This window comes from Wenyingzhuangia sp. IMCC45467 (genome assembly GCF_054111205.1).
In genome coordinates this window covers 3381886-3403092 of sequence record NZ_CM134196.1, presented here as the reverse complement: position 1 = coordinate 3403092, position 21207 = coordinate 3381886, and the positions used below count along the sequence as shown (strand labels likewise).

Annotated in this window: 15 protein-coding genes, 2 tRNA genes and 3 rRNA genes; 3 read left to right on the top strand and 17 right to left on the bottom strand. The window is 35.2% G+C overall.

Features of this window, described 5'->3' with window-relative positions; genetic code table 11:
• Position 1 precedes the first annotated feature (1 nt).
• Positions 2-490: an acyl-CoA thioesterase gene (locus ACXGQT_RS14475; protein WP_457829283.1), complete on the top strand. Its 489-nt coding sequence runs from the start codon at positions 2-4 to the stop codon at positions 488-490.
• Here the strand turns inward: ACXGQT_RS14475 and ACXGQT_RS14470 are convergent.
• The 9 genes from ACXGQT_RS14470 to hisG all read right to left on the bottom strand — a co-directional run bounded on the left by ACXGQT_RS14470 (position 474) and on the right by hisG (position 8763).
• The gene (locus ACXGQT_RS14470) at positions 474-1130 is read right to left on the bottom strand and encodes a protein-L-isoaspartate(D-aspartate) O-methyltransferase (RefSeq protein WP_457830829.1); all 657 of its coding nucleotides are present in this window, start codon (positions 1128-1130) and stop codon (positions 474-476) included. The genes ACXGQT_RS14475 and ACXGQT_RS14470 overlap by 17 nt on opposite strands.
• An 84-nt stretch (positions 1131-1214) precedes the next feature.
• Positions 1215-1808, bottom strand: a complete 594-nt coding sequence (gene hisIE, locus ACXGQT_RS14465) for a bifunctional phosphoribosyl-AMP cyclohydrolase/phosphoribosyl-ATP diphosphatase HisIE (protein ID WP_457829282.1) — start codon at positions 1806-1808, stop codon at positions 1215-1217.
• Between the two features lie 116 nt (positions 1809-1924).
• Positions 1925-2680: an imidazole glycerol phosphate synthase subunit HisF gene (gene hisF, locus ACXGQT_RS14460; protein WP_457829281.1), complete on the bottom strand. Its 756-nt coding sequence runs from the start codon at positions 2678-2680 to the stop codon at positions 1925-1927.
• A gap of 72 nt (positions 2681-2752) precedes the next feature.
• Positions 2753-3478: a 1-(5-phosphoribosyl)-5-[(5-phosphoribosylamino)methylideneamino]imidazole-4-carboxamide isomerase gene (gene hisA, locus ACXGQT_RS14455; RefSeq protein ID WP_457829280.1), complete on the bottom strand. Its 726-nt coding sequence runs from the start codon at positions 3476-3478 to the stop codon at positions 2753-2755.
• Between the two features lie 48 nt (positions 3479-3526).
• Positions 3527-4108 (bottom strand): imidazole glycerol phosphate synthase subunit HisH, encoded by a 582-nt coding sequence (gene hisH, locus ACXGQT_RS14450; protein ID WP_457829279.1) that lies wholly within the window; start codon positions 4106-4108, stop codon positions 3527-3529.
• Positions 4109-4178: 70 nt separating this feature from the next.
• Positions 4179-5318: a bifunctional histidinol-phosphatase/imidazoleglycerol-phosphate dehydratase HisB gene (gene hisB, locus ACXGQT_RS14445; protein ID WP_457829278.1), complete on the bottom strand. Its 1140-nt coding sequence runs from the start codon at positions 5316-5318 to the stop codon at positions 4179-4181.
• 74 nt (positions 5319-5392) lie between these two features.
• Positions 5393-6436, bottom strand: a complete 1044-nt coding sequence (gene hisC, locus ACXGQT_RS14440) for a histidinol-phosphate transaminase (RefSeq protein WP_457829277.1) — start codon at positions 6434-6436, stop codon at positions 5393-5395.
• A 96-nt stretch (positions 6437-6532) separates the two neighbouring features.
• Entirely contained in the window at positions 6533-7816 is a 1284-nt protein-coding gene (gene hisD / locus ACXGQT_RS14435; protein ID WP_457829276.1) for a histidinol dehydrogenase, read from the bottom strand.
• Between the two features lie 89 nt (positions 7817-7905).
• Positions 7906-8763: an ATP phosphoribosyltransferase gene (gene hisG / locus ACXGQT_RS14430; protein WP_457829275.1), complete on the bottom strand. Its 858-nt coding sequence runs from the start codon at positions 8761-8763 to the stop codon at positions 7906-7908.
• A gap of 297 nt (positions 8764-9060) precedes the next feature.
• Here hisG and rimK point away from each other — a divergent pair, with 297 nt between their 5' ends.
• Positions 9061-10431 (top strand): 30S ribosomal protein S6--L-glutamate ligase, encoded by a 1371-nt coding sequence (rimK, locus tag ACXGQT_RS14425; protein WP_457829274.1) that lies wholly within the window; start codon positions 9061-9063, stop codon positions 10429-10431.
• A 589-nt stretch (positions 10432-11020) separates the two neighbouring features.
• Here the strand turns inward: rimK and rrf are convergent.
• From rrf to ACXGQT_RS14400, 5 genes are all read right to left on the bottom strand, one after another.
• A 5S ribosomal RNA gene (gene rrf, locus ACXGQT_RS14420) occupies positions 11021-11129 on the bottom strand.
• A 148-nt stretch (positions 11130-11277) separates the two neighbouring features.
• Positions 11278-14078 (bottom strand): 23S ribosomal RNA (locus tag ACXGQT_RS14415).
• Positions 14079-14311: 233 nt separating this feature from the next.
• Positions 14312-14385: transfer RNA gene (locus ACXGQT_RS14410), tRNA-Ala, on the bottom strand.
• A 135-nt stretch (positions 14386-14520) separates the two neighbouring features.
• A tRNA-Ile gene (locus tag ACXGQT_RS14405) sits at positions 14521-14597 on the bottom strand.
• A gap of 87 nt (positions 14598-14684) precedes the next feature.
• Positions 14685-16204 (bottom strand): 16S ribosomal RNA (locus ACXGQT_RS14400).
• The 16S, 23S and 5S rRNA genes sit together here with 2 tRNA genes alongside, the layout of an rRNA operon.
• Positions 16205-16966: 762 nt before the next feature.
• On the opposite strand from ACXGQT_RS14400, the gene ACXGQT_RS14395 reads away from it, so the two are divergent.
• Entirely contained in the window at positions 16967-17824 is an 858-nt protein-coding gene (locus ACXGQT_RS14395; protein WP_457829273.1) for a DUF2911 domain-containing protein, read from the top strand.
• Between the two features lie 59 nt (positions 17825-17883).
• On the opposite strand, the gene ppnP is transcribed toward ACXGQT_RS14395, so the two are convergent.
• The 3 genes from ppnP to ACXGQT_RS14380 all read right to left on the bottom strand — a co-directional run bounded on the left by ppnP (position 17884) and on the right by ACXGQT_RS14380 (position 21202).
• Positions 17884-18165 carry a pyrimidine/purine nucleoside phosphorylase gene (gene ppnP, locus ACXGQT_RS14390; protein WP_457829272.1) on the bottom strand — a complete coding sequence of 94 codons (282 nt, stop codon included), beginning with the start codon at positions 18163-18165 and terminating at the stop codon, positions 17884-17886.
• Between the two features lie 160 nt (positions 18166-18325).
• Positions 18326-20101 carry a cytochrome c oxidase subunit I gene (locus tag ACXGQT_RS14385; RefSeq protein WP_457829271.1) on the bottom strand — a complete coding sequence of 592 codons (1776 nt, stop codon included), beginning with the start codon at positions 20099-20101 and terminating at the stop codon, positions 18326-18328.
• Between the two features lie 42 nt (positions 20102-20143).
• On the bottom strand, positions 20144-21202 hold the full coding sequence (locus ACXGQT_RS14380) for a cytochrome c oxidase subunit II (RefSeq protein WP_457829270.1): 1059 nt from the start codon (positions 21200-21202) through the stop codon (positions 20144-20146).
• Positions 21203-21207: the final 5 nt, after the last annotated feature.

Genomic DNA, 21207 nt, shown 5'->3' with positions numbered 1-21207 from the left:
CATGCAAAAACCTAAAATTCTTACCAGTAAAACAAAAATCAGATTTCAAGATTGCGATCCTTTTAACCACTTAAATAACGGTCGTTATATTGATTATTTTATCAATCAAAGAGAGGACCAAGTAATGGATGCTTATGGGATTGATATTTTTACCATGATTTTAAAAGAAAAAATAGGATGGGTGATTTCTAACACTCAATTAGCCTACTTGGTTCCAGCTTATACTATGGAAGAAGTTTGTTTTGAGTCTCAAACCATTGCCTATTCTAAAAAACATTTGCAGGCGGAAGTAAGAATGTTTAACAAAGATAAAACTGTTTTAAAATCTGTAGCTTGGATTAGTTTTGTTCATTTTGATTTAGATAAAAATAAAACAGCAGAACACAGCGAAAAATTCATGAAATTGTTTGAAGAAACAGTATTACCTCTTTCCGAAACAACATTTGACGAACGAGAAAAAAACTTAAGAACGATTAAGAAAAATTCCTAATCTTTTTATCTGTTAACATTGGAACAAAAGCACATTCTTCTATTACCTGTTTATCAAACTCCTTGGCTGAATTTCTAGTGATTAAAGTCATCATTTGTTGTGCATCTCCCACTGGAATCACCATTCTACCTCCAATTTTTAGTTGAGCCAATAAAGCTCTTGGAATAATGGGAGCTCCACAGGTTACAATAATTTTATCAAAAGGAGCAAATTGAGGCAAACCTTTATAACCATCTCCAAAATAAGAATACTTGGGTTTAAACCCTAATTTAGGTAATAGTAACTGTGTTTTTTTATACAATTCTTGTTGACGTTCTATAGTATAAACCACACCTCCTAAACGAATTAACACACTAGTTTGATAACCAGAACCAGTTCCTATTTCTAAAACTTTTTCCCCTGGTTTAATTTCTAATAATTGCGATTGAAATCCTACAGTGTAAGGCTGAGAAATAGTTTGTTCTGCAGCAATAGGGAAAGCTACATCTTGATAAGCATATTCTTCAAAACTAGCATCCATATACAAATGTCTCGGAATTTCTTTAATAGCCGATAACACTGCATGATCTGTAACTCCTTTTGTTTGTAAAACAGAAACCAATCTGTTTCTTAACCCCTGATGTTTAAATGTGTCTTTCATCATAATTGTAGTACACAAATATAAAAAACAAAAGTCCCAGAAAATAACATTTCTGGGACTCTACAGTAAATTTTATAAACAATTTTACTTTTGTCTTTTCTTTAATTCAGCTGTAATATCTGTTAAAGTAAATCCTTTGGCTTGTAGTAACATTAAATAGTGAAACAACAAATCTCCAGCTTCGTATAAAAACAATTCATCGTTATTATCCATAGCTTCAATTACGGTTTCTACAGCTTCTTCTCCTACTTTTTGAGCTACTTTGTTTATTCCTTTGGCAAACAAACTTGCAACATAAGATTTTTGAACATCTTTGTTCTTAACACGCTCTGCAATAACATTTTCTAACGTAGATAAAAATCCAAAATTCTCTGTATTTTCTTCACCCCAGCAATTTCCTGTTCCTTTATGGCAAGTTGGCCCAGCTGGTTTTGTCTGAATTAACAAAGTGTCTTTATCACAATCGTTTTTTATAGATACCAATTCTAAAAAGTTTCCGCTTTCTTCTCCTTTGGTCCACAATCTGTTTTTAGATCTGCTGTAAAAAGTAACTTTATTAGTGCTTATTGTTTTATCAAATGCCTCTTGATTCATGTACCCTAACATCAATACATTTTTTGTTTCAGCATCTTGTATAATTGCAGGAACTAGTCCTTTTTCGTCAAATTTAATTTCCATTTTTAAATATTTTCGTCAAGCTGAACTTGATTCAGCTTCTCATCAATTAGAAATAACTTTAAAACTATTCTAAAAACATCTCGACTACGCTCGATGACCACTAAAATAGTCTTTATCTATAATCTTACAGGAATTCCCTGTTTTTTTAATTCTTGTTTTAAATCTGGAATTTCAATTTCTTGAAAATGAAACACACTTGCTGCCAAGGCTGCATCGGCTTTTCCATCTTTAAAAGTATCTACAAAGTGTTGCATATTTCCTGCTCCACCACTTGCAATAATAGGAATGTTTAATTCTTCTGACAAACGAGCCAAAGCTTCATTAGCAAAACCATCTTTGGTTCCATCGTTATTCATAGAAGTAAACAAAATTTCTCCTGCTCCTCTTTCTTCTACCTCTTTTGCCCAATCAAATAAATTCAACTCTGTAGGAACTTTACCTCCCACTAAATGAACAATCCATTCTCCATCAATTTTCTTAGCATCAATTGCTACAACTACACATTGACTTCCAAATTTTTGTGACAATTCATTCACCAATTTTGGTCTTTTTACTGCCGATGAATTGATAGAAACTTTATCAGCTCCATTTTGCAATAGAATATCTACATCTTCTACAGATGATATTCCACCACCTACCGTAAACGGAATGTTTACTTGTGCCGCAACATCACGCACTAAATTCACCAAAGTTCTTCTGCGTTCTTCTGTTGCAGAAATATCTAAAAACACCAATTCATCTGCTCCTGTTTCTGCATATTTTTTTGCCAATTCTACAGGATCTCCTGCATCACGTAAATCCACAAAATTAACACCTTTTACGGTTCTTCCGTTTTTAATATCCAAACAAGGAACTATTCTTTTTGCTAACATAATTTTGGTATCTGGTATCAAGTAACAGGTAGCAAGACTTCTAAATTCTTGTTACTTTTTACTTCACACTTGTTACTTTCCTATAATAAAACTCTCCAATTCTTTTAAGCTAATTCTGTTTTCGTAAATCGCTTTACCAACAATGGTTCCTTCACATCCTAATTCTTTTAATCTTGGTAATTCATCAAAAGTAGAAATTCCTCCACTTGCAATTAATTTTACCTTAGGACATTCTTTTAAAATTTTCTCATACAAATCAAAAGAAGGACCTTGTAACATTCCGTCTTTGGCAATGTCTGTACAAATTACATATTCAATTCCTTCTTTTTGATATCCTTGAATAAAAGGAATTAAATCTTCATCAGATTCTTCTAACCAACCGCTTACTGCAATTTTTTCATTATTAGCATCAGCTCCTAAAATAATTTTATCGGCTCCAAATTTAGAAATCCAACTTTTAAAAACATCCGAATTTTTAACAGCAATACTTCCTCCTGTAATTTGATTAGCCCCAGATTCAAAAGCAATTTTTAAATCTTCATCGGTTTTTAAACCACCTCCAAAATCAATTCTTAACGTTGTTTTGGTAGCAATTTCTTCTAATACTTTATGATTTACAATATGGCTTGCTTTGGCTCCATCTAAATCTACCAAATGTAAATGCTGTATTCCGTGAGCTTCAAACTGTTTGGCAATTTCTAAAGGATTTTCGTTGTATACTTTTTTAGTATTGTAATCTCCTTTAGACAAACGAACACATTGTCCGTTAATAATATCTATGGCTGGTATAATTCTCATATTCGTTGTTCGTTGTTCGTTGTTCGTTCTGATTGCTAAAACAAACAACTACAGATTCAAAAAATTCTCTAATATTTTAGCTCCGTCTGTACTACTTTTTTCTGGGTGAAATTGCACTCCATAAAAATTAGCTTTTTGCAATGCTGTAGAATATTGTACTCCGTATTCTGTAGTGGCAATAGTTTCTTTAGTAATAGGTGCATAGTAACTGTGTACCAAATACATGTAAGTACCTTCTTTTACATCGTTAAAAATTTTAGAACCCAATCCTTTAATTTGATTCCATCCTATTTGAGGAACTTTTACAATGTTTTCAAAACGTTTTACATCTACATTAAAAATACCTAAACCTTTGGTATCTCCTTCTTCAGAATAGTTACACATTAATTGCATTCCCAAACAAATTCCTAAAACAGGTTGTGTTAAGGTCGGAATTACAGCATCTAATCCGGTAGCTTTTAACATTTTCATGGCAGAACTTGCTTCTCCCACTCCTGGAAAAATAACTTTGTCTGCACTTTTTATTTCTTCAACATCGTTGCTTAAAATAGCATCGTATCCCAATCGCTCAATGGCAAATCGGATAGATTGTATATTTCCTGCTCCGTAGTTTATAATTACTATTTTCATATATTTTAGTATTGAGATTCAACAAAGCTAAAAAACTCTGTACTCATAACTTTATACTCTGTACTGCGTTCTAAAGAACGCCCTTTGTACTTGGTAAAAACATTTTATTGGCATCACGTTTTACGGCCATTTTCATTGCTTTTGCAAAGGCTTTAAAAATTCCTTCTATTTTATGATGCTCATTATCTCCTTCTGCTTTAATGTTTAAATTACATTTGGCTCCATCAGTAAACGATTTAAACAAATGCAAAAACATTTCAGTTGGCATGTCTCCAATCATTTCTCGTTTAAAATCTGCTTCCCAAACCAACCAAGGTCTTCCTCCAAAATCTACAGCTGCTTGAGCCAAGCAATCATCCATTGGTAAACAGAAACCGTAACGTTCTATTCCTAATTTATTTCCTAAGGCTTTGTGGAACAATTCTCCTAAAGCAATCATGGTATCTTCTATGGTATGGTGTTCATCAACCTCTAAATCTCCATCTACTTTTACGGTTAAATCCATAGAACCATGACGACCTATTTGATCTAACATATGATCAAAGAATTTTACTCCAGTATCAATATCATTTTTACCAGAACCGTCTAAATTTAATTTGATGTAAATTTTAGTTTCGTTAGTATTTCTTGTGATTTCTGAAACTCTATCTTCCAATTTTAAAAACTCATAAATTTCTTTCCAATCGGTAGAAGTTAAGGCAATGCAATCATGAATAACTTTTACATCAGACTCTACTTCATCAGCTCCCAATTCTGGATTTTCCGATAAAAAGATTCCTTTTGCTCCTAAATTTTTAGCCAATTCCATGTCGGTAATTCTATCACCTAACACAAAAGAGTTTTCTAAATCGTATTTTTCTTTATCAAAATACTGCCTTAACAAACCTGTTCTTGGCTTACGCGTTTCAGCATTTTCATGCGGAAAAGTTTTATCAATATGTACAGCAGCAAATTCTACTCCTTCATTCTTAAAAGCTTGAATCACCTTGTTTTGAGCAGGCCAAAATGTATCTTCAGGAAAAGAATCTGTTCCCAATCCATCTTGATTGGTTACCATTACTAATTCGTAATCCAATTCCTCTGCAATTCTTGCTAGGTAACGGAAAACTTTTGGGTAAAACTCTAACTTTTCTAAACTATCTAATTGATAATCTACAGGCGGTTCAATACAAAGCGTACCGTCTCTGTCTATAAATAAAACTTTTTTCATCTTTTCAGTATCTAGATAAAAGTAAAAGGTAAAAAGACTACCAATTACTTAACTTCTTTAATTCTTAACTTCTTTTACTCTAATTCCTTCAAAGCTTTCATTAGAGCAACGTTTTCTTTAATCGTTCCTACCGTGAATCGTAAGGTGTTTTCACACAATGCTTGAGTGGTTCTATTACGTACTACAATTCCTTTTTCTATTAGTTGAGTGTAACGCTTATTCGCATCATCTACTTTTACTAGTAAGAAATTGGCATCGCTAGGATATATTTTCTCCACAAAAGAAATCTCTTTTAACGCAATTTCTAAATTGTCTCGTTCTACCAAAACAGCCTCAATTTCTTCTTGTACATCTTCATAAGCCAACAAACGCTCTAAAGCTTTTTGCTGTGTTAATTCATTTACATTGTACGGAGGTTTAATTTTGTTTAACACTGCTATAATTTCTGCAGATGCATAACAAACTCCCAAACGAATTCCCGCCATTCCATATGCTTTAGACATGGTTTGACTCACAATTAAATTCGGATGTTTTTCTAAACGAGCCACCCAACTTGGTTCCGATGCAAAATCTATATAAGCTTCATCTACCACCACCAATCCGTTAAAACCTTCTACAATGGCTTTTACATTAGCATAATCAAACAAATTTCCTGATGGATTGTTTGGAGAACACAAGAAAATTATTTTGGTATTGGCATCAAGTGTTTCTAATATTTTGGCAACATTAGGCTGAAAGTTCTCTTTTAAAGGAACTTCTTTAATACTGATATTATTCAAATTAGCCGACACATCATACATTCCGTATGAAGGTGGTAAAGTAATTATATTGTCTTGTTTAGGTTCGCAGAAAGCACGTAAAATTAAATCAATCACTTCATCAGAACCATTTCCTAACAAAATGTTTTCTTGGGCAACTTCTTTAATTTTTGCCAATTCAGACTTAACGGTCTTTTGCATGGGATCTGGATAACGATTCACCCCGTTTTCAAACGGATTTTCATTCGCATCTAAGAAAACCATATCATCAGTAGCTCCAGTAAATTCATCTCTTGCTGATGAATATGCCTTCATGTTGGCTACATTTTCTCTTACTATCTTGTTTAAATTGAAACTCATAATTTAATTAGTATTAAGTATTAAGTACAAAGTCCTAAGTTTCTTTGTTACTAAATACTCTGTACTCCGTACTTTGTACTTTGTACTTTGTAGTAATTATTTCAAACTTTTTAATCTTAAGGTTACTGCATTTTTGTGTGCATCTAAACCTTCGGCAGCAGCCATTAATTCAATAGCAGGCCCAATATTCTGAATTCCTTCTTTTGTTATTTTCTGATACGTAATTTTCTTAGTAAACGCATCTAAATTTACTCCACTATACATTCTTGCATATCCGTTTGTTGGTAAGGTATGATTGGTTCCTGATGCATAATCACCCGCACTTTCTGGAGTTAAAGGACCAATAAACACAGATCCCGCATTTACAATTTCACTTAAATACACATCCTCATTCAATACATTTAAAATTAAATGTTCTGGAGCATATTCGTTAATCAACTCATTTTGATCTGCAATACTCTCTAATAAAATAGCACTAGAATTTTCAATAGCTCCTAAAGCAATGTCTTTTCTTGGCAATTCATCCAATTGTTTTTCCAACTCAACCTGTACATCATCTATCAGTTGCTGAGACTCTGTCACCAAAATTACTTGACTATCAGCTCCATGTTCTGCTTGCGATAATAAATCTGCTACCACAAAACTAGCATCTGCATTTTTATCTGCAACTACCATAACTTCACTAGGTCCTGCAGGCATATCAATAGCCAAACCTTGTGTTAAAGCATATTGTTTAGCAGCAGTTACAAACTGATTTCCTGGTCCAAAAATCTTATACACATTAGGCACAGATTCCGTTCCATAAGTCATAGCTGCAATAGCTTGAATTCCACCTAACTTATAAATTTCTGTAACACCCACTAATTGGGCAGCAAACAAAATTGCTGGATTGATACTTCCATCTTTTGACGGCGGTGTACACAAAACGATTTTACTTGCTCCTGCTATTTTTGCTGGAACTCCCAACATTAAAATAGTAGAAAATAATGGTGCAGAACCTCCTGGAATGTACAAACCTACTTTTTCTATAGGTTTCATTTCTTGCCAACAATCTACTCCATTGGTTGTAGAAATTACTTTTTTCTCTATTTTTTGAGAAGTATGAAATTTTTCTACATTGTTTTTAGCCAAAACAATGGCATCCTTTAATTCTTGAGAAACCAAAGGAATTCCTTGGTCAATTTCTTGTTGAGAAACTTTTAAATCTAACAAAGTAACTCCATCAAATTTTTGTGTGTATTGTTTTAACGCAACATCTCCATTCTCTTTTATATCATCAAAAACAGCTTTTACAGTAGCTCCTAACGTATTAGCCTCTTTGGCCGGACGTTGGGTAACTGCTGCCCATGTATTTTTTGCTGGATTATTGTATGTTTTCATTTGTTTACTAGTACTGAGTACTGAGTAGTTAGTAGTTAGTACAGTAGCTACGCTAACTTTGTACTTTTTACTTTTTACTTTGTACTAATTTATAATACCATTTTCTCTATCTCCGTAGTTAAAATACCCTCTGCACCTAAAGCTTTTAACTCATCTAAAATATCCCAAAATTTATCTTTAGGAATTACAGTGTGTACAGAACTCCATCCTTCTTGGGCTAATGGTAAAACCGTTGGAGATTTCATTCCTGGAATTACTTTAATAATATCATCAACCTTATCATTAGGAGCGTTTAACAACACATATCTATTAGCACGTCCTTTTAAAATTGCCTGTATTCTAAATTGTAATTTATCTAACAAAGCTTGTTTTTCTTCAGATAATTTAGGTGATGATGTTAATACTGCTTCAGACCAAAACATTACTTCTGCTTCTTTTAACCCATTAGCAAACAATGTTCCTCCTGAACTAACTATATCACAAATTCCATCAGCCAAACCAATATTTGGAGCAATCTCTACAGATCCTGCAATTTTATGATAACTAGCTTTTATGTTTTTTTCTTTTAAAAACTTCTCTAAAGTATTCGTGTATGAAGTTGCAATACGCTTTCCTTCAAAATAAGAAATATCAGTATAATCTACATCTTTAGGCACTGCCAAAGAAACCTTACATTTAGAAAACCCTAAACGCTCTACAATAGGTAAATTCTCACCTTTTTCAATTAGAGTATTTTCTCCTAAAATGGCAATATCCACCACTCCATCTTCTAAATATTGAGGAATATCTCCATTTCTCAAATAAAAAACTTCTAAAGGAAAATTTCTCGCCGTAGCTTTTAACTGTGCATTACGGTGATCAATAGCAATTCCACACTCTTTTAACAGTTGTAAAGAATCTTCGTTTAATCTTCCTGATTTTTGAATGGCAATTTTTAATGTGCTCATTTGTATATAGTTTATATCAATTTTTAAAATAAAAAACCCGTTCGAGATAGCTCAAACGGGTTTGAAAATATATGTTCATATTACAACATAATCCTTCCAACTCGCTTAAGCGCAGTACTGGATATGATGATGATGTAACTTAACTGTATTCATGTTCTAAATTTCTTCGACAAATATAAGAATTCATTATGATTTAAAAAGCATTTAAAATAAAGAAAATACCATATCTTTAAAATTAATATTGAGTTAATATAATTAACTAATAATTATGGTTAATTAGAGTAAAATATACATCTTATGAGTGAATTAAAAATTGTAGGAAATCAGGAATGGTGTCACTTTGATAAGCTAGGAATTCCAGCTATTAAAGCTAGAATAGATTCTGGTGCTAAAACATCATCCATACAAGCTACTGATATTACAACATATAAAAAAAACCGCGAAAATTGGGTTCGTTTTAACATTCAACCCCTAACAGAAAACAGAAGTATTTCTATTGAATGTGAAGCTAAAGTTACTGGAACAAGAATAGTTAAAAGCTCATCAGGTATCCCAGAAAAGAGATATGTAATTAAATCTCAAGTTACCATGGGAGGCGAAACTTGGGAAATAGAACTTACATTAGCCGATAGAGATAACATGGAGTTTAAAATGCTTTTAGGTAGGCAAGCCATGGAGAATAAAATGATTGTTAACCCTTCTGAAGAATTTTTATTAGGTAGAATAAGTCCCGAGGAAATAGATAATAATTACAAGTCTTTTGTTTTAAAAAAATCGGGTTTAAAAATAGCAGTACTTGCTAGCAACCCTGAATTATATTCTAACAAAAGATTAATGGAAGCTGGTCGTGCTAGAGGCCATGAGATGGTCTTTTTAAATGTACAACAGTGTTACATGAAGCTAGATACTGCTACTCCTGAAATACGCTATAGAGGTGGAAATGTTATTAATGATTTTGATGCTGTCATCCCTAGAATAAAAACAAGTATGACATTCTATGGATGTGCATTACTTAGAATGTTTAAAACTTTAGGTACTTATTGTTTAAATGATGCAGAATCTATTAGTTCTTCAAGAGACAAACTATATTCATCTCAACTTTTTTCTAAAAATGATATTCATATTCCAACCACAGGTTTTGCTAAATCTCCATTAGACACAAAAGATCTCATTCACATGGTTGGTGGAGCTCCTTTAATTATCAAATTATTGGAAAGTACTCAAGGTAAAGGAGTGGTTTTAGCTGAAACAAACAAAGCTGCAGAATCTGTAATTAACGCTTTCAAAAGTTTAAATGCTAACATTTTGGTACAAGAATTTATTCGTGAAGCTAACGGAAAAGATCTTAGATGTTTTGTTGTTGATGGAAAAGTTGTTGCTGCTATTGAAAGAACAGCAGCAAAAGGAGAATTTAGAGCAAACATACATCAAGGAGGATCTGCTTCAATAGTTAAAATTTCTCCTGAAGAAAAGAAACTCGCTTTGAAATCTGCTAAAATATTAAATCTACCTGTTGCAGGTGTCGACTTAATTAGATCAAACAAAGGACCTTTGCTACTAGAAGTAAACTCCTCTCCAGGACTAGAAGGAATAGAAAATGCAACTGGTAAAGATATTGCGGGTAATATTATTCAAGCCATAGAAAAAAAATTAAAATACACATCTTAAAACACATCAAAGCATCTTATTAATTTAAGATGCTTTTCTTTTATAACAACACTCTTTCAAAGAACATAGTTAAATCCAGCATCATATATTTACAAATAATAGTATGTTAATGATTACTGCATAAAAACATCTTTTTATAACTGATATCACATTCCACAAATCATATAAGCATAGTACATTTGTAATAAATCATAAATCTATAACTATGTTAGAAACCAAAAAAACAAGCACAGACAATAGATATGTATTTTCTATGTCGCCCATGAAATCCTTTGAATCAGAAAAACGTAGAAGTTATTTTAAAACTTTTTTTAGACGTTAGTCTCAGGGGATCAAAGTTTCAATTAAACAATTGAATATTTATAAACCTTAAAATATTACATCATGAAAAACCAACCGAAAAGATAAACCATGCAACAACATATAGGAATTAACATGAACCGTAGTTCATCATTACAAAACAGCTAAAAGCCGATTCTAAATATTATAATAGAATCGGCTTTATTATTTCTTATTCTTTAAGATACATTAGTATATAATTTATAAACAAAAAAAAACCTCATTCAATTACATGAATGAGGTTTTTAAAAAAAGGCGATGACATACTCTCCCACCAATGGTAGTACCATCTGCGCTAATAGGCTTAACTTCTCTGTTCGGAATGGGAAGAGGTGAGCCCTATTGCAATAATCACCTTAAGGTCTTAGTAGTACTGAGTACTCAGTAAAGAGTATTGAGAACTCTTTGTACTTGATACTTTGTACTAACTACTATATGGTTAACATATTGATACCAATATTGTTTGTTTTCTATTACTTTCGTTTTATACTTAAATTAAAGCCCGCAGTACATAAGCCTATGGGTTATTAGTAATACTCGGCTATGACATTACTGCCTTTACACCTATATCCTATCAAGGTCGTAGTCTACAACCACCCTTTAAAGAAATCTCATCTTGTGGTGGGTTTCGCGCTTATATGCTTTCAGCGCTTATCCCTTCCCAACGTAGCTACTCTGCAATGCTCCTGGCGGAACAACAGATACACCAGAGGTTAGTTCAATTCGGTCCTCTCGTACTAGAATCAAATCCACGCAAATTTCTAACGCCCGCTACAGATAGAGACCGAACTGTCTCACGACGTTCTGAACCCAGCTCGCGTGCCACTTTAATGGGCGAACAGCCCAACCCTTGGGACCTTCTCCAGCCCCAGGATGTGACGAGCCGACATCGAGGTGCCAAACCCCCCCGTCGATGTGAGCTCTTGGGGGAGATCAGCCTGTTATCCCCGGAGTACCTTTTATCCTTTGAGCGATGGCCCTTCCATGCGGAACCACCGGATCACTATGCTCTTGTTTCCAACCTGATCGACTTGTAGGTCTCGCAGTCAAGCACCCTTATGCCATTGCACTCTACGTACGGTTACCAAGCGTACTGAGGGTACCTTTAGAAGCCTCCGTTACTCTTTTGGAGGCGACCACCCCAGTCAAACTACCCACCAAGCACTGTCCCCATCTCTGGGTTAGACTCTAGATAAGCAAAGGGTCGTATTTCAACAATGACTCCACAACACCTGGCGATGCTGCTTCAAAGTCTCCGACCTATCCTACACATTACTTATCCAAAGCCAATACTAAGCTATAGTAAAGGTTCACGGGGTCTTTTCGTCCCGTAGCGGGTAATCGGCATCTTCACCGATACTACAATTTCACCGAGCTCATGGCTGAGACAGTGTCCAGATCGTTGCACCATTCGTGCAGGTCGGAACTTACCCGACAAGGAATTTCGCTACCTTAGGACCGTTATAGTTACGGCCGCCGTTTACTGGGGCTTCATTTCAGATCTTCGCTAAAAGCTAAACCCTCCACTTAACCTTCCAGCACCGGGCAGGTGTCAGGCCCTATACATCAACTTTCGTTTTAGCAGAGCCCTGTGTTTTTGATAAACAGTCGCCTGGACCTTTTCACTGCGGCCCCACATAAAGTGGGGCGACCCTTCTCCCGAAGTTACGGGTCTATTTTGCCTAGTTCCTTAGCCATGAATCACTCGAGCTCCTTAGAATACTCATCCCAACTACCTGTGTCGGTTTACGGTACAGGACGCAGCCCTCGCTTTTCTTGGAACCGCTTACTTCTTTTCGCTTCACCCGAAGGTTAGGCTCAACGTACTATTCCGTCAGTACGTAAAGATCTGGGCAATCCGTCACTTTTAATGGGTGCGTGTACAGGAATATTAACCTGTTGTCCATCGACTTCCCCTTTCGGGTGCGCCTTAGGCCCTGACTAACCCTCAGCTGATTAGCATCGCTGAGGAAACCTTAGTCTTTCGGAGGGCGGGTTTCTCACCCGCCTTATCGTTACTTATGCCTACATTTTCTTTTCTAGTCGTTCCAGCATCCCTTACAGAACACCTTCAGCACAACTAGAATGCTCCCCTACCACGTATAGTAAACTATACATCCATAGCTTCGGTAATATGTTTATGCCCGATTATTATCCATGCTCGTTCGCTCGACTAGTGAGCTGTTACGCACTCTTTAAATGAATGGCTGCTTCCAAGCCAACATCCTAGCTGTCTGGGCAAACAAACCTCGTTTATTCAACTTAACATATATTTGGGGACCTTAGCTGATGGTCTGGGTTCTTTCCCTCTCGGACATGGACCTTAGCACCCATGCCCTCACTGCTGTAAATCATTATATAGCATTCGGAGTTTGTCAGGAATTGGTAGGCGATGAAGCCCCCGCATCCAATCAGTAGCTCTACCTCTATATAACTAATACAACGCTGCACCTAAATGCATTTCGGGGAGTACGAGCTATTTCCTGGTTTGATTGGCCTTTCACCCCTACCCACAGGTCATCCCAAGACTTTTCAACGTCAACGGGTTCGGTCCTCCACTCTGTGTTACCAAAGCTTCAACCTGCCCATGGGTAGATCACCAGGTTTCGCGTCTACTCAACCTAACTAAAACGCCCTATTCAGACTCGCTTTCGCTACGGCTCCGGATCTTAAATCCTTAACCTTGCTAGATAAAGTAACTCGTAGGCTCATTATGCAAAAGGCACGCCGTCACCCAGTTAATGGGCTCCGACCGCTTGTAGGTGTACGGTTTCAGGATCTATTTCACTCCCTTACTTAGGGTTCTTTTCACCTTTCCCTCACGGTACTAGTTCACTATCGGTCTCTCAGGAGTATTTAGCCTTACCGGATGGTCCCGGCAGATTCAGACAGGGTTCCTCGTGCCCCGCCCTACTCAGGAATCTGATACAATTACTTCTCTTACTTATACGGGACTATCACCCTCTATGGTTAACCTTTCCAGGTTATTCTAATTCAATTGTTTCTTGATATTTCAGTCCTACAACCCCGATCTTGCCGTAACAAAATCGGTTTGGGCTCTTTCGCGTTCGCTCGCCACTACTAACGAAATCATTATTATTTTCTCTTCCTCCGGTTACTTAGATGTTTCAGTTCACCGGGTTTGCCTTCTTTCGAATACTATGCCTTCAACATAGTGGGTTGCCCCATTCGGAAATCTACGGATATAACTCTTATGTGCAAATCCCCGTAGCTTATCGCAGCTTATCACGTCCTTCTTCGCCTCTGAGAGCCTAGGCATCCGCCATACACCCTTAATTAGCTTATTGTACTTTTGCGTCTTTAATCTATTACAACCTTTCAGTTGTTGTATTTTACAACTTACGTTGTCTTATTATTATTCTATCATTACTGATAGATTCTAATGTCTACTCAAGTAATATTATTTTTTAAACAATATTATTATCAATATGTCAATGAACTGTGGCGAGTCGCCACTGACGTTAATCAGTAGGACTTCTATACATCTTAAGATAAATAATTATCTCAAGGCATAGCCTTGTGGAGAATATCGGAGTCGAACCGATGACCTCTTGCGTGCAAGGCAAGCGCTCTAGCCAGCTGAGCTAATCCCCCATTACTAGTAGTTAGTAATTAGTTTATTAGTCATTAGTAATTACTAATTCGTAATTTGTAATTATTTCTGCTTCTAGAATTTCCTGTTATACAATCTATTGTTATCTTTTTCTGCCTAACTAAACAAGCTAGGCTTGGTAGTCTCGGGCAGACTCGAACTGCCGACCTCTACATTATCAGTGTAGCGCTCTAACCAGCTGAGCTACGAGACTCAATATGTGATTGTATATATTTTATAAAAATTAACAGCTAATTAAAAAGTAAAAAGATTTCTCATAACATTCATCTCTTTTCTCTAGAAAGGAGGTGTTCCAGCCGCACCTTCCGGTACGGCTACCTTGTTACGACTTAGCCCTAGTTACCAGTTTTACCCTAGGCGGCTCCTTGCGGTGACCGACTTCAGGCACCCCCAGCTTCCATGGCTTGACGGGCGGTGTGTACAAGGCCCGGGAACGTATTCACCGGATCATGGCTGATATCCGATTACTAGCGATTCCAGCTTCATGGAGTCGAGTTGCAGACTCCAATCCGAACTGTGATAATGTTTAAAGATTTGCATCCTGTCGCCAGGTAGCTGCCCTCTGTCATTACCATTGTAGCACGTGTGTAGCCCAGGACGTAAGGGCCGTGATGATTTGACGTCATCCCCACCTTCCTCACGGTTTGCACCGGCAGTCTCTCTAGAGTCCTCAGCTTGACCTGTTAGCAACTAAAAATAGGGGTTGCGCTCGTTATAGGACTTAACCTGACACCTCACGGCACGAGCTGACGACAACCATGCAGCACCTTGTAAGAAGTCCGAAGAAATATCTATCTCTAAATAATGCATCCTACATTTAAGCCCTGGTAAGGTTCCTCGCGTATCATCGAATTAAACCACATGCTCCACCGCTTGTGCGGGCCCCCGTCAATTCCTTTGAGTTTCAATCTTGCGACCGTACTCCCCAGGTGGGACACTTATCACTTTCGCTTAGTCACTGAATAATTCCAACAACTAGTGTCCATCGTTTACGGCGTGGACTACCGGGGTATCTAATCCCGTTCGCTCCCCACGCTTTCGTTCATCAGCGTCAGTATATACGTAGTAGACTGCCTTCGCAATCGGTATTCTATGTAATATCTATGCATTTCACCGCTACACTACATATTCTATCTACTTCCATATAACTCAAGACTAACAGTATCAAAGGCAGTTCAACAGTTAAGCTGCTGGATTTCACCTCTGACTGATTAGCCCGCCTACGAACCCTTTAAACCCAATGATTCCGGATAACGCTTGGACCCTCCGTATTACCGCGGCTGCTGGCACGGAGTTAGCCGGTCCTTATTCGTATGGTACCGTCAAATAATTACACGTAACTATAGTTCTTCCCATATAAAAGAAGTTTACAACCCATAGGGCAGTCATCCTTCACGCGGCATGGCTGGTTCAGAGTTGCCTCCATTGACCAATATTCCTCACTGCTGCCTCCCGTAGGAGTCTGGTCCGTGTCTCAGTACCAGTGTGGGGGATCTCCCTCTCAGGACCCCTACCTATCGATGTCTTGGTAAGCCGTTACCTTACCAACTAACTAATAGGACGCATAGCCATCTTAAACCGATAAATCTTTAATCATAAATCCATGCGAATCTATAACACTATGGGATATTAGTCCACGTTTCCATGGGGTATCCCCCTGTTTAAGGTAGGTTCTATACGCGTTACGCACCCGTGCGCCGGTCGTCGGCAAATTGCAAGCAATTCCCGCTACCCCTCGACTTGCATGTGTTAGGCCTGCCGCTAGCGTTCATCCTGAGCCAGGATCAAACTCTTCATCGTTAATATTTTAATATCTTGATGATGCTCAAAAAAATCTCATGATCTAGTCATGTAATTTTACTTTCTAATTTTACGCTGTCAATTTCAATATTCTCAATGAACTTAGTCACATCGTGACTTCTTTACCAATAACTCCTCTCGAAGTTAACTACTTAGCTGCCTCGCTAAGCGGTTGCAAATATAAGAACTTTATTTCTTCTAAAACAAATAAAATTTAAAATATTTTTTAAAAAAATTCTAAACCTTTTTCTATCCTAAAACAGTAGCCTAAACCACCATAAAACCCTTAATGTACCTGAACTTGTTTGCCCCAAACAATCAGTTACCTGATCGCCGTTGCGGGTGCAAAGATACGCACCTTTTTTATTTATTTCCTAATCTTTTTTAAACTATTTTCTATCCTTTTTTATTTTATTATCTAAACGCCTTATTCTTTGCATATTGCACGCTCTAAAATCTTCAAAGTTTTTCAAAATATCTCTTGAATACATCTCTAACCTTTAATATTTTATTGAATTTCCCTTAAAGTGACTTCTCTCAAATCTTTTATAAGCTACATAAATCAACAATTATAATAAAATAAATTCTACACACTAAAAGACTAACGACTGACAAACTCTATGAGAAAAATCAATAAAACAATGAAAAACTCTTTAAAAACACTCAAAAAATTGATATGAAAAATATTTAATGAATGATTTTAAACAATAACTTTATAAAAAAATCATTTATACAATAAATTAATTAAATCATTACCCTTATATGAAAACAACAAAAACACTAACAATATTATTCATATGTATATTTAACAATCTATTTTGTCAGATTAACATTCCTCCAGCAAGCCCATCTGCATCAATATCTCAAAGTATTGGTTTTAGTAACGTATCAATAAACTATAGTAGACCAGCTCTTAAGGGTAGAGATATGTTTAAAATTTTAACAAGAGAAGGAGAAGTTTGGAGAACAGGGGCAAATATGTGTACCATTTTGTCTACTGATGGTGATATATATATTGAAGGAAACAAAATTCCTACAGGAAAATATAGTATATATTCTATACCTGATAAAGATACTTGGGTTATTATTATAAATAATAAAATTTCATGGGGTACACAATATGATCCTACAGAAGATTTTATTAGAATACCTGTAAAAACTCTAAACTCTAATGAATATACTGAAAGTTTTGGTTTTTATTTTGATGATGTTGATGGTGAATCTGCTATTATGGGATTTTCATGGGGAAACACCAAAGTAGAGTTAAATGTGAAAGCTGAAATACATGATGAAATACTACATCAGATAGAAGTTGTAACAGCCATCAATGGAAGAGATAAAAATTTAGATTATTTTAATGCTTCTCAATATTACATAACAAATAATTTGAGTTCTGAAAAGGCACTAATCTGGGCTAAAATATTTGCTGATGAAATTATGCCTAAAGAATATTGGGCCGTTGCATTAAAAGCTAGAGCTTACGCTTACAATAAAGAATATGACAAAGCCATTATAGTTGGTGAAAAAGTTATTGAAATGGCTAAATTAGAACACAATAATGATTATGTTGTGAGTTATAGAAATTTAGTAGAAAAGTGGAAAAAATTAATAATAGAATAATATTATATTTTAAAACAAAAGGCCTCTAAACATTTTATTATTTTGAGGCCTTTATTTTATTATTTATACTGACATAAATAAGAAGTTTGTAATGCTACTTTGACTTGAAACTTTTGGTTAGCCTCAATTTGGTAAGCTTCTCCTGCTTTATAAGTAACCCAATCTGTAGCTCCTGGTAATAAAACTGTCATTTCCCCTTCTATTACATTCATAGTTTCATGTAAGCTTGTTGAAAACTCATAAGTTCCTGCCTCCATTACTCCTAATGTAGATTTTCCTGTTGCAGATACATATCCTAATGATTTTACATTTCCATCAAAATATTCGTTTGCTGATATCATAATATATTGTTTTAATTATTTGAATACGAAAATAAGAAATTGTACATAGGTAGCCATATCTATTTATTATTGGTTTTAAATATCATCATTGAAATAGTAAGTACAAACAAAAAGATCCAACTAAAAATTAGTTGGATCTTTTTTATTAATTTATAATCATTTAAGATTCTTGTTCTCCTGCTTTTAAAGGCACTGTTTGCATGATATAGTCTTCTCCAAAAATATACTCTCCATTTTCATCAACTTTACTATAATCATATGGCCAACGATGAACTTCTGGAATTTCTCCTGGCCAGTTTCCATGAATATGTTCAACTGGCGTAGTCCATTCTAATGTATTGGCTTTCCATGGGTTTTGAGAAGCTACTTTTCCTTTATAAATACTCATGAAAAAGTTTACTAAGAATACTATTTGGGCTACCCCTCCAATAATAGCAAACACAGTCATTACTTGGTTTACATTTGCTAAATCATCAAACAAAGGGAAATTTGTATTTGTATAATATCTACGTGGTAAACCTGCTAAACCTATAAAGTGCATTGGGAAGAAAACTCCGTATGCTGCAATTGCAGTAATCCAAAAGTGAATGTATCCTAATGTTTTGTTCATCATTCTACCATACATTTTAGGGAACCAGTGGTAAATACCAGCATACATACCGTAGATAGCAGATACACCCATTACTAAGTGGAAGTGAGCAACTACAAAATAAGTATCGTGTACGTTAATATCTAAAGCAGAATCTCCTAATACAATTCCTGTTAAACCTCCTGTGATGAAAGTAGAAACTAGTCCGATAGAAAATAACATTGCAGGGTTAAACTGTAAGTTACCTTTCCATAATGTGGTAATGTAGTTAAATGCTTTTACAGCAGATGGAATTGCAATTAATAAAGTTGTAAATGTAAATACAGACCCTAAGAATGGATTCATTCCTGAAATAAACATGTGGTGTCCCCAAACAATTGTTGATAAGAATGCAATTGCCATGATAGAACCAATCATTGCACGGTATCCAAAAATAGGTTTACGTGAGTTTGTTGAAATAATTTCAGATGTTAATCCTAATGCTGGTAATAATACAATATAAACCTCAGGGTGTCCTAAGAACCAGAATAAATGTTCAAATAATACTGGAGATCCACCTTGATAGTTTAATACTTCTCCTCCAATGAAAATATCAGATAAGTAAAAAGATGTACCAAAACTTCTATCAAAAATTAATAACAAAGCTGCTGAGAATAAAACTGGGAAAGAAACTACACCAATGATAGCTGTAATGAATAAAGCCCACATTGTTAATGGTAATCTTGTCATTGTCATCCCCTTAGTTCTTAAGTTAAGAATGGTAACAATGTAGTTCAATGATCCTATTAAAGACTGAGCAATAAAGATAGCCATAGATACTAACCATAATGTCATTCCTGTTCCAGACCCTGGAATAGCTTGTGGTAAAGCTGATAATGGTGGATAAATTGTCCATCCTGCAGAGGCTGGTCCTGCTTGTACAAACAATGAAATAACCATAATTACAGATGATATAAAAAATAACCAGTAAGATAGGCAGTTCATAAATCCAGAAGCCATATCACGAGCTCCAATTTGCAATGGAATTAATAAGTTAGAAAAAGTACCACTTAAACCTGCAGTTAATACAAAGAATACCATAATAGTACCATGTATAGTAACCAAAGCTAAGTAGATATCAGGTTTCATGACTCCTGCTTCAGATTGAAAACGCTCTGGTAAGAAAGCTTCAATAATAGAAAAAGAATGCTCTGGCCATGCTATTTGTAATCTAAATAACAAAGACATTAAAACTCCAATAACTCCCATGATCATACCAGTTACTAAAAACTGCTTTGAAATCATTTTATGATCTAAACTAAATAAATATTTAGTTACGAATGTTTCTTTATGGTGATGTGCTGACATAATAATTTTTATCTTTTTATGATTCTAAAACGGTTTTAATAACTAAAATAATTCTTTAGCCGTCTTTTGTTGATTTAACCAAGTCAAATAATCTTTTTCAGATTCTACAATAATTTTCATTTGCATATTGTAATGAGATGGTCCACAAATTTTATTACATAATAATAAGTAATCAAATTCATATGGTTCTTCACCATTGGCAACTCTAGCTTCATTTACACTAGCTACTTTTAAAATCACATCTTCTTGTTGACGCATTTCTTCTGTAGTGAATTTAGGAGTAAACCCAAACTCGGTAACCATACCAGGAACACAGTTCATTTGTGCTCTAAAGAAAGGCATGTATGCAGAGTGTAAAACATCTTGTGAGCGAAATTTGAATACTACTTTTTTACCTACAGGTAAATGTAATTCACGTACAGGAATATCATCAGCTGCATTAGCATCTGTCATGTCAATTCCCATGGTATTAGCTCCTTCAATATTTCTTACATTTCCACGTCCTAGTTCATTATCTCTTCCTGCATATCTTGCTTCCCAAGCAAATTGTTTAGCGTAAACTTCTACTAAAATAGCATCATCTCCTTCTAAATCAGTAACATCGTTCCAAATAGATAATCCATATAAAATTAATACTGCTAATACCACTGTTGGTATAGTTGTCCAGATTAGCTCTAACTTGTGAGAATCAGCAAAAAATGTTGCTTTTCTTCCTTTAATTCCTCTGTATTTATATGCGAAAAAATATAATAATGCTTGTGTTATAAATTGCACTATACCAATTAACCAGAATGAGATAACATATAAGTTGTCATAATCTTCACCTTCTACAGATGCAGCATCTGGTAACATAATATCATGTAAAAAGATTAAGCAGTATCCCATTAGTAAGTAAAACCCTACTAAAAAAACCATGAATAATTTTCCTTGAATATCGTTATCTTTTTCTGTAGCGATAGGATTGTTATCGTTCTCAAAAGTAATGATCTTTTTACCGTCTTTAATCTCTTTAAAGATTACTCTGTAAGTAAGTAGTCTATTTACTTGCCATACTCCAATAGCAAAAGCAACAGCTACGAAAAAATAAAATAATGCTAACATAATTT